Origin of the sequence: Paraburkholderia strydomiana, assembly GCF_031456815.1 — a bacterium.
In the GTDB taxonomy this organism is placed as follows: domain Bacteria; phylum Pseudomonadota; class Gammaproteobacteria; order Burkholderiales; family Burkholderiaceae; genus Paraburkholderia; species Paraburkholderia caledonica.
Genome location: NZ_JAVDVL010000001.1, coordinates 270,934 through 283,405 on the forward strand (window position 1 = coordinate 270,934; position 12,472 = coordinate 283,405).

Annotated in this window: 9 protein-coding genes; 2 read left to right on the top strand and 7 right to left on the bottom strand. The window is 62.0% G+C overall.

Going from position 1 to position 12,472, the window contains the following annotated elements; genetic code table 11:
• Positions 1–33: 33 nt before the first annotated feature.
• From J2W46_RS01210 to J2W46_RS01225, 4 genes are read right to left on the bottom strand one after another with little or no spacing between them, the layout of a single operon-like run.
• Positions 34–1,161 carry a hybrid sensor histidine kinase/response regulator gene (locus tag J2W46_RS01210; protein WP_027804612.1) on the bottom strand — a complete coding sequence of 376 codons (1,128 nt, stop codon included), beginning with the start codon at positions 1,159–1,161 and terminating at the stop codon, positions 34–36.
• 9 nt (positions 1,162–1,170) lie between these two features.
• The gene (locus tag J2W46_RS01215) at positions 1,171–1,800 is read right to left on the bottom strand and encodes a chemotaxis protein CheB (RefSeq protein WP_374726795.1); all 630 of its coding nucleotides are present in this window, start codon (positions 1,798–1,800) and stop codon (positions 1,171–1,173) included.
• Positions 1,801–1,807: 7 nt separating this feature from the next.
• Positions 1,808–2,653, bottom strand: coding sequence for a CheR family methyltransferase (locus tag J2W46_RS01220; RefSeq protein ID WP_020067912.1), 846 nt, complete (start codon positions 2,651–2,653; stop codon positions 1,808–1,810).
• A gap of 35 nt (positions 2,654–2,688) precedes the next feature.
• A complete protein-coding gene (locus tag J2W46_RS01225; RefSeq protein WP_310350602.1) occupies positions 2,689–6,330 on the bottom strand; it encodes a response regulator in 3,642 nt (1,213 codons plus the stop codon).
• Between the two features lie 392 nt (positions 6,331–6,722).
• Here J2W46_RS01225 and treF point away from each other — a divergent pair, with 392 nt between their 5' ends.
• A complete protein-coding gene (treF, locus tag J2W46_RS01230; protein ID WP_310351994.1) occupies positions 6,723–8,471 on the top strand; it encodes an alpha,alpha-trehalase TreF in 1,749 nt (582 codons plus the stop codon).
• Between the two features lie 37 nt (positions 8,472–8,508).
• Here treF and J2W46_RS01235 read toward each other — a convergent pair whose 3' ends face one another.
• The 3 genes from J2W46_RS01235 to J2W46_RS01245 form a co-directional block, all read right to left on the bottom strand.
• Positions 8,509–9,405, bottom strand: a complete 897-nt coding sequence (locus tag J2W46_RS01235) for a MipA/OmpV family protein (protein WP_087754865.1) — start codon at positions 9,403–9,405, stop codon at positions 8,509–8,511.
• A gap of 432 nt (positions 9,406–9,837) precedes the next feature.
• On the bottom strand, positions 9,838–10,581 hold the full coding sequence (msrA, locus tag J2W46_RS01240) for a peptide-methionine (S)-S-oxide reductase MsrA (RefSeq protein ID WP_310350607.1): 744 nt from the start codon (positions 10,579–10,581) through the stop codon (positions 9,838–9,840).
• A 183-nt stretch (positions 10,582–10,764) separates the two neighbouring features.
• Complete coding sequence (locus J2W46_RS01245; protein WP_088173733.1) at positions 10,765–11,292, bottom strand: Lrp/AsnC family transcriptional regulator; 528 nt, start codon at positions 11,290–11,292, stop codon at positions 10,765–10,767.
• 160 nt (positions 11,293–11,452) lie between these two features.
• On the opposite strand from J2W46_RS01245, the gene J2W46_RS01250 reads away from it, so the two are divergent.
• The gene (locus tag J2W46_RS01250) at positions 11,453–12,469 is read left to right on the top strand and encodes a 1-aminocyclopropane-1-carboxylate deaminase (protein WP_310350609.1); all 1,017 of its coding nucleotides are present in this window, start codon (positions 11,453–11,455) and stop codon (positions 12,467–12,469) included.
• Positions 12,470–12,472: the final 3 nt, after the last annotated feature.

Here is a 12,472-nt window from a genome sequence, read left to right on the forward strand (position 1 = left end):
GTTGCCGCCTACGCGCTGCATTTGTGTTCGCGCTTATTTCCCTGAGAACGAGCCGCGTTGCAGCGTCACCATTCGCGGGAGTTCGATCGTGAACACCGTGCCGTCCGCTTCGTCCGACTTCACGCTGACGCCACCGCCGTGCATCCGCGCAATCTCCTGCACGATATGCAGACCGAGCCCGAGGCCTTCGCGTGAGCGGGAGCCGCTGTTGTTCGGGCCGAATGCCTTGAACAGATGCGGGAAAACTTCAGCGGGAATGACGCCGCGATTGGCGACCTTCAGGCGGACGCAGTCGGCGGCTTCGCCGTCCACCTCGACGCTGACGTCGCCGCCTTCCGCGCCGTGATGCAGCGCGTTGCTCACCAAATTCGACACTGCTTGCCAGACGAGATCCGTATCCCATGCGCCGGCCGTATTGCCGCGGCTCGCGAACACGATACGCTTGCCGTTCTCGCGCGAAGTAAACTCGTCGATGACCGATCTGCATAGCGTCGCGAGTTCGATCGAACGAGGTTGCAACGGCAGACGTCCGCCTTGCAGACGCGCGAGGTTCAGCAACTGCTCGACCATGCGCGCCATGCGCAGCGAACTGTTTTTCACACGCGCGGCAACCGTTGCCGATTGCGGGTCGGCAGCGGTGCGCATCAGATATTCCGCAGACGCGAGCACCGCGCCGAGCGGCGTACGCAGATCGTGGCTAAGCACCGCCATCAACATCTCATTCGCTTCGAGCATCTGACGCGTGGTCACGAGTTGCGCGGCAAGCTGGCGCTTCTGCTGTTCGAGCTGAACGAACACGTCCACCTTCGATTGCAGAATGCGCGGGTCGAACGGCTTGTAGAGAAAATCGACCGCGCCTGCTTCATAGCCGCGAAACGTGCGCGACGCGTCGTGCGCGGTTGCCGTCAAAAAGATGATCGGCACATGCGTCGTGCGAGGGCTGCCGCGCATCAGCGCCGCCAGTTCGAAGCCGTTCATGCCGGGCATGTTGACGTCGAGAATCGCGAGCGCGACTTCGTGCTTGAGCAGCAGATCGAGCGCGGCGGTGCCGGAATCGGCCACCAGCACGGCGACGTCTGGCCGTGTCAGCAACGCCTTGAGCGCAGTAATGTTGTGAGCGATGTCGTCGACAATCAGAATGTTCACGGGTGGGTTCGACATGGCATCGGGTCAGAGAGAGGCCGGCAGAGCTGCAAGCTGCCGTGCCATTGTTTCGGGAGAGAAGATGTAATCGGCCGCACCGCGTTCAATTGCGGTACGCGGCATTTCCGGCGAAGTGGCGGTGTCCGGTGCCTGCACCCACGTAAGGCCGCCGAACGCGCGCACTCGCTGCAGACCGCGCGCGCCGTCGTCGTTGGCGCCGGAGAGCAGCATGGCCAGCAATTGATCGCGGTAGACGCCCGCCGCGGACTCGAACAACACGTCGATGGAAGGCCGGGAGAAGCGCACTGCTGCATCCGTTGACAGTGCAACCGTCCGGTCCACTTCCACCAGCATGTGATAGCCGGGCGGTGCTACATGCACGCGGCCCGGCATGATCTGTTCGCCCGCGTCGGGCTCGACCACGGGAAGCAGGCAGCGGTGCGCCAGCGCGTGAACGAGATAGCTCGGCGGATCGGGCGGCAGATGCATGACGACCATCACGGCGGGCGCAAAGCTCGCTGGCAGCGAGGCAAGCAGCAGGTTGAGGACTTCCATGCCGCCTGCCGAGCCGCCGATCAGGACGAGCTCGCAGGTGCGCCCATTTCGCGCGCCTCGCGGAGCGTCTTCGGGCGACTGGATCGATGTGCGTGGGATCACGGTGGTGTCAGCGTTTCTGGTAAATACGCTCGCCCGGACGAAACTCGTCGAAGGCTTCGTAATGGCTTGAAAAACGCAGCGTCTCCTTGCTGCCCAGACCGAGAAAACCGCGCCGTACCAGCGCATTCTCGAAGAGCCCCAACGCGCGGTCCTGCAAACCGCGATCGAAATAGATCAGCACGTTGCGGCACGACACGAGATGCGCTTCGAGAAAGACCTCGTCGGTCGAGAGGCTATGGTCGGCGAACACCACGCGGCCTTTAAGCGAACCGGCAAAGCGCGCACCGTTATAGGCCGCGTGATAATAGTCCGACAGCGAGCGTTTGCCGCCGGCCGCGAGGTAATTCTGCGTGAAGCCCTGAACGCGATCCAGCGCGTAGATTCCTGCTTCGGCACGCGCGAGCGCGTCCGGGCTGATATCGGTTGCGTAGAACAGCGTGCGCTCGGTCAAGCCCTCTTCGTCGAAAAGAATTTTTAGCGACCACAACTCCTCGCCGGTGCTGCAACCGGCCACCCACACCTTGATGGACGGATACGTGCGAAGACGCGGCAAAACGTGCTCGCGCAACGCGAGAAAATATGCAGGATCGCGAAACATGTCGCTGACCTGCACAGTGAGGTATTGGAACAGCCGCGAAAACTGATCGCTATCGCGCATGATGCGGTCCTGCAATTGCGATAGCGTGCTCAGTCCAAATTCATCCAGTGCCTGAGACAGACGGCGACGCAGCGACGACATCGCATAGTGACGGAAATCGTGCTGGTATTTGAGGTAGATAGCCTCCAGCAGCAATTTCAACTCTATGTCGAAATCGCTCATGCGTTGCCGTGCGTCTAGTTCGAACTGGCTCATTGCTTTTTCCGTGTCTGGACCGTTGTCTCAGCCTGTTAGCGTTGGCGCAGCCAGACACGGCAGAGCGCAACGAGCTTGTCCACGTCGATCGGCTTGGACACGTAGTCGTCGGCGCCCGCTTCGAGACAACGCAGGCGATCGTTCGCCATCGCCTTCGCCGTCAACGCGATGATCGGCAGATGCGCAAAGCGCGGATTGCGCCGAATCTCGCCCATTGCGGTTAGACCGTCCATCTCCGGCATCATGATGTCCATCAGTATGAGATGCACTTCGGGGCCGTTTTGCAGCGCTTCGAGCGCTTCGCGGCCATTGCGCGCAATCTGCAACTTCGCACCGAGCGGCTCGATCACATGCGAGAGCGCGAAGATATTGCGCACGTCGTCTTCGGCAAGCAGAATCGTGCGGCCTTCGAAGGCGTTGTCGCGTTGCCGCACGGTGCGCAGCATGCGTTGCTGCTCTGGCGCGAGCGACGACTCCACGCTGTGCAGGAACAGCGTCACTTCGTCGAGCAGGCGTTCCGGCGACTTTGCGCCTTTGATAATGATGGATTTCGAATAGCGGCGCAGGCGGTGTTCGTCTTCATCGGAGAGCATGCGCCCTGTGTAGACGATCACCGGCAATGACGCATGCTCGGCGTTTCCGGCCAGGCGTTCCAGCAGATCGTAGCCGGTGCCGTCGGGCAGCGCGAGATCGGTTACCACGCAATCGAACGAGAAAGTTTCGATGTGTTCGAGCGCTTCGGCCAACGTGGCGACCGCCACGATCTCGGTGTTTTCACTTTGCAGCAACGCGCGGATGCTTTCGCGCATCGCTGCGTCGTCTTCGATCACCAGTACGCGTTTGAGGTGCTGCTGCAAGCGCGCTTCGAGCCGGCGGATCGCGGCTTCCATCGTGGAGCGCGCGGTCGGCTTGAGCGTATAGCCGATTGCGCCGAGATGCAGCGCCTTGTCCGCGTGGTCGGTGGCAGACACGATGTGGATTGGAATATGACGCGTGAGCGGATCGTTCTTCAGCCATTCGAGCACGGTGAGGCCCGAACGATCCGGCAAGCCCACGTCGAGCAGCACCGCCGCAGGGCGCATGTCGCGCACGAGAGCGAGACCGCTCGCCGCGCTGCTCGCATGCACGAAGTCGAAGTCGAGTTCATGCACGAGATCGCGAAGGATTTCGGCGAACGCGAGGTCGTCTTCCACCGCGACGATCAGACGGCCCGCACGCGTGCGGTTGTTGCGGTCGTCGGCAATCGACGCCGCGGCCGAATCCGGCGCGCTCCCCGCATCGCCCGCATTGGCCGCATTACCCGCATACCCCACGCTTGCTCCGTTGTGACGCGCTTCTGTCATTAATCCGTTGGCCCGCGTGATGACTGTCGACGCAGCGCCGCTCCATGACGTAGCAGCAAGCAGCGGCTCGCCCCGCGTGTCACCGGTGGTCTCAGCGTTGCCTGCCGCCCGAGCCTGCGCTGTGGCGGTTGCCGTAGCCGTACCCGCCGCGGCGGCTGTGTTCTCGCCGTCGGCCGCCAGCGCTGCGCGCGCGTCGAGCGGCAACCACAGCGTGAAGACGCTACCCTTGCCCACTTCGCTGACAACGGTGATCCGGCCGCCCATCAGTCGCGCAAATTCCCGCGAAATGGACAGGCCGAGTCCGCTGCCGCCGTACTGCCGACTGGTGGATCCGTCAGCTTGCTGGAACGCTTCGAAAATCATCTCCAGCTTGTCGGCCGCGATGCCGATGCCGGAATCGCGCACATCGATACGCAGCATGTCGCCGTCCGCAGGCGCGACCGATAGCGCGACCTCGCCGCGCTGGGTGAACTTCACCGCGTTGGACAGCAGATTGCGCAATATCTGCGTGACACGCTGGCCGTCGCCGATGAACGTATCCGGCACACCCGGCGAGCGGTCGAACGCGAGGCTCAGGTGCTTTGCATCCGCCATCGGCTTGAACATCTCTTCGAGCGATTGCAACGTTGCGTCGAGCGACACGGTTTCGAGTTCGACAGTCACCTGCCCCGCCTCGACCTTCGACAGATCGAGAATGTCGTTGATCAGCACCAGCAGGTCGCTATTGGATGCGTGGATGGTTTCCGCATAGCGCACCTGCTCCTCGGTCAGATTGCCGCTGCGGTTCTGTTGCAACAACTTCGCGAGAATCAGCGAACTGTTCAGCGGCGTGCGCAACTCGTGCGACATGTTGGCGAGGAACTCGGATTTGTAGCGGCTCGATTGCTCGAGGCGCTCGGCGTTTGCCTCAAGGTCGTCCTGCGCGCGCAGCAGATCGGCTTTCTGCCGCTCGAGGCGCTGCGCATACTCCTCGAGTTGCACGTTCGTCTGTTCGAGTTCGGCCTGCTGCGCTTCCAGGCGCGTTTGCGATTCGAGCAGTGCGCGGCCGCGCTCTTCGAGCCCTTCGTTCGAAACACGCAATTCCTCCTGCTGAACCTGAAGCTCCTCGTTCAACTGCTGCGTTTCGATCAGCGCATCTTGCAGGCGCTCGCGATACAGCGCCGCTTCGATGAAATCGCCCATGCTGTCGCTGACGAATTCGATGAACTCCTCGTCACGCGGCGCGAGTGCCCGGATAAAACCCAGTTCGACGACGCCGTTAACTTCGCCTTCGCTCCTGATCGGCATGATGATCAGGTTCTTCGGCGCAGCTTTGCCGGTTGCAGAAACGACTTGCACATAGTTTTCCGGCACGTCGCGCATCACGACCATACGGCGCGAAAGTGCGGCCTCGCCGACCAGCGTGTCGGCCTCGCTGAGATCGCGCCCGGTGGCCTGCTCGCTCTCGCGGCTGAAGCCGTAAGTCGCAATGCGGCGCAATGTGCCGTGCCGCTTGTCGCGCACATAAACGGCGCCGACGGCAGCCTCCATGTACTGCGCAAGGCAGTCGAGCATCGCACGGCCGACGAGTTGCGGCGTGGCCGCGCCAACCACTCGCTCGGCCAGCATGCGTTGACCGGAGCGCAACCAGACCTGCTTTTCCAGCGTTTCCGTCTGTTCGGCTTGCTGGCGTATCGCCTTGTCGTAGGTCCCCGCCAGGTTGAGCAGTTCGCGCCGGCCCATCCATGCAAGCAGACCGTTCACGCCGATGCTGAAGATCAGGAACACGCTGACCAGTATCCCGGTGACGCGGCGCGATGCCTCGCTGCGCTCCTGACGCAAGCGCAATTCGACTTCGAGAAAATCGTTGAACTCCTTTCGAGTCTCGTCGAATTCCATCTTGCCGCGACCGCTCGCCACGGCACTCGTGACGTCCTGCATTCTGCGGCGCGCATCGATCATGCTTTCGGCGAAGCGAGTCCAGCGGTCCTGGATTGCCTGAATCTGCCTGAGCTTCTCGACTTGCGGCGGATTATCGGCAACGAGGCGCTGCAGGTCTTCCATTTGCGCCTTGAACTGCGGTCCGCCGTTTTCGTACTGCGCGAGAAAACTTTCGTTTCCGGTGATCAGAAAGCCGCGCATCGACGATTCGCGATCGACGGCGAGCCGCAACATTTCGTTGGCCTTGCCGACCACACGCTCGGAATGCTCAGCCCAATTCGTGGTGGAAACCAGGTATCCGATGAGCCCGACGAACACGGCTATCGTGATCAGGCCAACAAAGAGAGGTAAGGCGATGTTGCGGCGGACGATGCCGCGAAAGTAACGTTCGTCGACAACCTGGGATGCGGTCATTTTTTCTATATTCAGCAAAACGGATCATTGCGATCCGGAATATTTTTCGGGTTTTCCGCGTGGTGTTTTCGGGTTCTTACACAGCCGCATAATCATACAGGACGGACTTTGCATTTTGCGTGCGCCACCGCGCTCCGCCTTGCTGGACAAGGCCGAGCAGATACACGCAACTTTGCCGGGGCGCGCGCGGTCAATGATGCGAACCATGTCCACCTCTTTGACCCATTCATGCTTCGACGTCCTTTCTCCTGCCGATGACAGTTCACGCTTTCGCCGCTGTTGCCCGTCACCATCTGCGTCGCGCGCTGGGCGCCCTGCATGTCGCGCGGCTTGGCGCCTCGCTTGGTACCACGTCTGTGGCCGCCCATGTGGCCGCGCTCACCGCCGCGCTCATGTTGCATGCGTCGCTCGCGGCTGCAGCTCCGGCTGCCGATGCGGCGCCGCGAGCAAGCGGCATCACGCGTGTCGCACTGCATGTCGAGCCCCCCGTGCAGGCGTCGCCGGTGGTGCCGGTGCCGCCCTCCGAGCAATACCCCGACCTCTATCGGGACGTGCAACTGGCTCACCTCTTTCCCGACAGCAAGACCTTCGCCGACATGGTGCCGCTCGCGCCGCCGGCACAGATTGCCGCGGCGTATGAAACCGCCAGGCAACAACCGGGTTTTAGCCTCGGCGATTTCGTGAAGCGCAATTTCACGCTGCCCGTTCGTATGTCGAAGAGCTACGTGTCCGATCCGAACGAGGACGTGGTGAGTCATATCGATACGCTGTGGAACGTGCTGCGCCGTGAGCCGGATGCCGCGGCGAGTCCGTGGTCCTCGCTGCTGCCGCTGCCCGATGCCTACATCGTGCCGGGCGACCGCTTCGACGAGATTTACTACTGGGACTCGTACTTCATCATGCTGGGTCTGGAAGCAAGCGGACACCATGCGTGGGTCGTCGACGAACTGAAGAACTTTGCGACGCTGATCAATCGCTATGGCCACATACCGAACGGCAATCGCACTTACTACCTGAGCCGCTCGCAACCGCCGTTCTTCGCGCAGATGGTGCGGCTCGTGGCCGAGAAAGACGGCGACGCCGTCTACGCGCAATACCTGCCGGAATTGCAACGCGAATACGCTTACTGGATGGACGGCAGCGAGGGGCTGCCCGCGGGTCACGCTAACCGGCATGTGGTGCGCCTCGCGGACGGCTCGCTCCTCAACCGCTATTGGGACGAACGCGCGGCGCCGCGCGACGAGTCGTATCGTGAAGACATTGCGACCTCGCAGCAAACGCCGCAACGCAACGCGGACGATCTGTGGCGCAACCTGCGCGCAGGCGGCGAAACGGGTTGGGATTTCAGCTCGCGCTGGTTTGCCGACGGCAAGACGCTTGCCACGGTCGATGTGACGTCGCTCGCGCCGATCGATCTGAATTGCCTGATCGTCGATCTCGAACGCGCACTCGCAAAGGCGTACCGCGTGCGGGGCGACGTCACGCATGCGGAGAACATGTCGCAGCGCGCCGCCACACGAGCCGACACGATTCGACGTGTGCTGTGGGACCCGCAATTGCAGGCATTCGGCGACTATGACTTCGTACATCGCACGCTCACGCACAGGCTGACCGCGGCCACTGTTTATCCGCTGTACACGGGGGTTGCGAGCCGTCAGCAGGCGAAGGCCGTGGCCGCGACGTTGCAGCGCGAGCTGTTGCGCCCCGGCGGCCTTGCTACCACCAGGGTCGCGACCGGTCAGCAATGGGACGCGCCGAATGGCTGGGCGCCGTTGCAATACCTCGCGGTGATCGGGCTGCGTCGTTATAGCGAACCGGCGCTCGCGCAAACCATCGCGACGCGCTGGATCAAAACCAACGTCTCGTACTATCAGCACACGGGCAAGCTCGTCGAAAAATACGATGTGGATGCAGCGTCGCCCGGCGTGTCCGCGGGCGGCGGCGAGTATCCGTTGCAGGACGGTTTCGGCTGGACAAACGGCGTGTTGCGCACATTGCTTGCGCTTTATCCGCAAGCAGCGGGCACTTCACGCCCAAGCGATATTCCAGCGGGTCCGGCGGGCGTATCGGCAGCGGCAGCGTCCGCCGCTGCCGCGTCCAAAAACACGCACCGGCTGCAGGGCACGCGCGTGAATCCGTAACCGTGACGGTTGCGCAACCGCCACGGTTGCGCTTCGCTCAGAACCGGTAGTTGATCGAGACGTCCGCAACGCCATTGGCCTTGCGGTGCGTGATCGGGCTATTCCCGGCACTGCCGACGAGTTGCTGGAAAGCGCCGTCGGCAGTAGCGAACCAGTGCTTGTCGAATAGCCATACAGCACTAACGCCGAAGCCAACCGACTTGAAACCCGCACTCGCGTGGTACTGCGGGAAGTTGGAATGGGCGGCCTGGTTCTGGTTCACGCCGAACCAGCTGTTCATATAAGTGGAGTCCGCGAGCGTCACGTTGGGGCCGGCGAACCAGAAGAATTTCTTCGAACTGCCCGGCATCGGCATATACGCACCGAGATCGCCGATCCACCCGTTCGAGCCGCCGAAATAGCGGCGCACGGCTGCGCGCAGCACGAGCGGAAAGTCTCTCGATACAACGTATTCGCCCGAGAGTTTTAAACCCGGCGCCGGATTGATGTTGCCGAGACCGTTCAGTTCCTGCGGATCGTCGTGAGCGCGACGACCGAGGTCGTACACCACGGCGAGGCTTGCACGCCAGTTTTCGCCTTGTGCGAAGTTCGCCCCGAAACCTTCGCCGCTCGACAGGAAGAACAGGTCTTTATAGCGGACGTCGATGCTGGGACCCGCCATCAGGTGATACCGCTCCGAGCCTTCGTAGCGCGGCTGGAAAGACGTAGCGGCGCCAACGCGCACCTGCCAGTCGGGAATGTTCGGCTGCCACATCTTTTGCAGCGGAATACCGACCGAGTATTGCCACTCGCCCAACGGCGAAGGCGTCTGCGCAGACGCGACCCCCGGTAACGCGGCAAAGCCGCCAATAGTCATGGCCACCATGGAAGTAGCCGCGATGCCTGTTTGTTTATTGCGGACCTTGCCGATCCGCTTTCTACGGCTGTTCAACACCAATGCCTCCAATCTCGCGTATCGCGAAGAGGGTTTATCTTTTCCGGCCCGGCTCACCCGCGCAGCACAAGAGCCTGGCCGACCGCCGCGTTGCTACGCGCAGCATGTAAGTTTTTCAGCAACCGACACGCATTGCACGGCAAAACGCGCACATTCAAGGTCTGCCGATAGGAGGAACAAGCTTCCTGCCCACGTATTCGTCATAACAGACCATGCGAAAGTTTTGCCGACGGACGAGCTAGTGCAAGATATGGGCCCAAGCGGTTGAAGCATGCCTCGATTGCCTTGCGGACGGTACTTGGCAGTTAAGGTTGATGGCTACCGGGCGCGAGCGGCGGCGTCCGTAGAAAGCCTTGTAATAGAAAAGCGCCGCCTCACCGGCGGCGCTCCTACACGCGAACGACAGGCACGACTTCAGCGCTTCCAGCGTTTCTATTGCGCTGCCTGAACCAGCACTGGCGTGTCGCGATACAGATTGGGGAACATACGTTTCAGATTGGCCACCTTCGGCATGTCGTATAGCGCGATGTACCCCGAGTTCGGATGCTGCGTCAGATAGTTCTGGTGATAGAACTCCGCGGGGTAAAAGCCTTTGAACGGCTCCGCCTTCGTCACGATTGGCGCTGCGAATGCATGCGCCTTCTGGAGCTGCGCGATATAGCCCTGTGCGACGCGCCGCTGCATATCGTTCAGCGGAAACACCGCTGAGCGATACTGCGTGCCGCTGTCGGGCCCCTGGCGATCGAGTTGCGTCGGGTCGTGAATCACCGAGAAATACACCTGCAGCAACTGGCCGTAGGTGACCTGAGTGGGGTCGAACGTGACCTGCACGGATTCCGCGTGCCCGGTCGCGCCGCCGCTCACCGTTTCATAGTGGGCGGTGTCGCGCTGGCCGCCCGAATAGCCCGACACGGCCTGCTTTACGCCCCGCACATGCTGGAATACGCCCTGCACGCCCCAGAAGCAGCCGCCCGCAAACACGGCGGTTTCTTCGTGAACCGTGGCCGCGGCGACCGGCTCATCGAGCGCGGGGGGCGCGATGGCCACTGCGCCCTCGGATGAAAACGCCATTCGTTGTGCAAGCAACAGCGCGAGCGCACCGAAGCCAACGGAGAATGAAAGTCTGGCCGCACGGGAGCGGACGCTCTTGCGGTCGATATGTTTGTCCATGTTCATGATGTCCTGTCCTGATTCCGCCTTCGCAAAGGCACGCGGTTCACTCTTGCCGGCGCGGATTGCGTATGACCCGAGTGTCCACAGTGTTAGTCGCACATGCGGCGCGTTAATGACATGCACCCCGACAACACGCACCCCGACAGCATGCGCCCGTTTGCGGCTTCGTGCCTGATGGCACGGGCGTCAGAGCGGGAATCGGGTGGTCGACAAAATCTCCTTGAGCACCATAAACGAGCGAATTTGCCGCACGCCCGGCAAATAAAGCAGCTGTTCCGCGTGAAGACGGTTGAAGCTGTCGCTGTCGCGCGTGCGAATCGTCATGAAGTAATCGAATTCGCCGGTCACGACGTGGCACTCCATGCAACCGGCCACCTTCTGCGCGGCTTTCTCGAACTCGGCGAACGATTCGGGCGTTGAGCGATCGAGCACCACGCCGATGATGACGAGCATGCCGGCGCCCGCCGCCTTCGGGTCGATCAACGCGACAACGCCGCGAATCAACCCCGATTCCTTGAGCCGCTCGACTCGCCGCAAGCAAGCCGGCGCGCTCAGTTTCACCTTCGCAGCCAGTGCGACGTTCGAGATCGACGCGTCCGTTTGCAATTGACGCAGGATCGCCCGGTCGATGCGATCGAGCGATTGCAGCGGATCGGCTTCCGCAGTTGCCGTGGCGCGGGTTGCGGCAAGGCCGCGAACTTTAGTTTTGTTCATTTGCTTCCATGCACAATTTCGATAGGCCTATCTCATTGTTACATTACCAAAATTTTGCTTGCGCGATTTTATTCGCAAGCTCATTTCCCGGCGTTTTTCCTACCATGTGTTGACCGCGGTTGCCACGCACCGCGCCGAACCAACCGACACCGGAGATACCATGAACTTGCAACGATTTCCCCGCTATCCGCTCACCTTCGGGCCAACACCCATCCAGCCGCTCAAGCGGCTGAGCGATCATCTGGGCGGCAAGGTGCATCTCTATGCCAAGCGCGAGGACTGCAACAGCGGCTTCGCGTTCGGCGGCAACAAGACGCGCAAGCTCGAATACCTGATTCCCGAAGCGCTCGCGCAAGGCTGCGATACGCTCGTGTCGATCGGCGGCATCCAGTCGAACCAGACGCGCCAGGTCGCGGCAGCGGCCGCGCATCTCGGCATGAAGTGCGTGCTCGTGCAGGAAAACTGGGTCAACTATTCGGACGCCGTGTACGACCGCGTCGGCAACATTCAGATGTCGCGCATTCTGGGCGCGGACGTGCGCCTCGTGCCGGACGGCTTCGACATTGGCTTTCGCAAGAGCTGGGAAGACGCGCTCGAAAGCGTGCGCGCCGCCGGCGGCAAGCCATACGCGATTCCGGCAGGCTGCTCCGACCATCCGCTGGGCGGTCTCGGCTTTGTCGGTTTCGCCGAAGAAGTGCGCCAGCAGGAGGCGGAACTCGGCTTCAAGTTCGACTACATCGTGGTGTGCTCGGTGACGGGCAGCACACAGGCAGGCATGGTGGTGGGTTTCGCCGCCGATGGCCGCGCAGATCGCGTGATCGGCATCGACGCCTCCGCGAAACCGACGCAGACCCGCGAGCAGATCACGCGAATCGCGAGTCGCACCGCGGAGAAAGTGGGCCTCGGCCGAGATATCACGGCTAACGACGTCGTGCTCGACGAACGCTTCGGCGGCCCCGAATACGGCCTGCCGAACGACGGCACGCTAGAGGCGATCCGCCTGTGCGCCCGCCTGGAAGGTGTGCTCACCGACCCGGTGTACGAAGGCAAGTCGATGCACGGAATGATCGACATGGTGCGCAACGGCGAATTTCCCGAGGGCTCGCGCGTGCTCTATGCGCATCTCGGCGGCGTGCCTGCCCTGAACGGCTATAGCTTTATCTTCCGCGACGGCTGATCG

What these genes read in the sequence shown, in the direction of transcription:
- J2W46_RS01225 (WP_310350602.1), bottom strand. Translation starts at nt 6,330, where the DNA reads ATGACCGCATCCCAGGTTGTCGACGAACGTTACTTTCGCGGCATCGTC.
- J2W46_RS01245 (WP_088173733.1), bottom strand. Translation starts at nt 11,292, where the DNA reads ATGAACAAAACTAAAGTTCGCGGCCTTGCCGCAACCCGCGCCACGGCA.
- J2W46_RS01250 (WP_310350609.1), top strand. Translation starts at nt 11,453, where the DNA reads ATGAACTTGCAACGATTTCCCCGCTATCCGCTCACCTTCGGGCCAACA.
- J2W46_RS01210 (WP_027804612.1), bottom strand. Translation starts at nt 1,161, where the DNA reads ATGTCGAACCCACCCGTGAACATTCTGATTGTCGACGACATCGCTCAC.
- treF (WP_310351994.1), top strand. Translation starts at nt 6,723, where the DNA reads ATGTTGCATGCGTCGCTCGCGGCTGCAGCTCCGGCTGCCGATGCGGCG.
- J2W46_RS01220 (WP_020067912.1), bottom strand. Translation starts at nt 2,653, where the DNA reads ATGAGCCAGTTCGAACTAGACGCACGGCAACGCATGAGCGATTTCGAC.
- msrA (WP_310350607.1), bottom strand. Translation starts at nt 10,581, where the DNA reads ATGAACATGGACAAACATATCGACCGCAAGAGCGTCCGCTCCCGTGCG.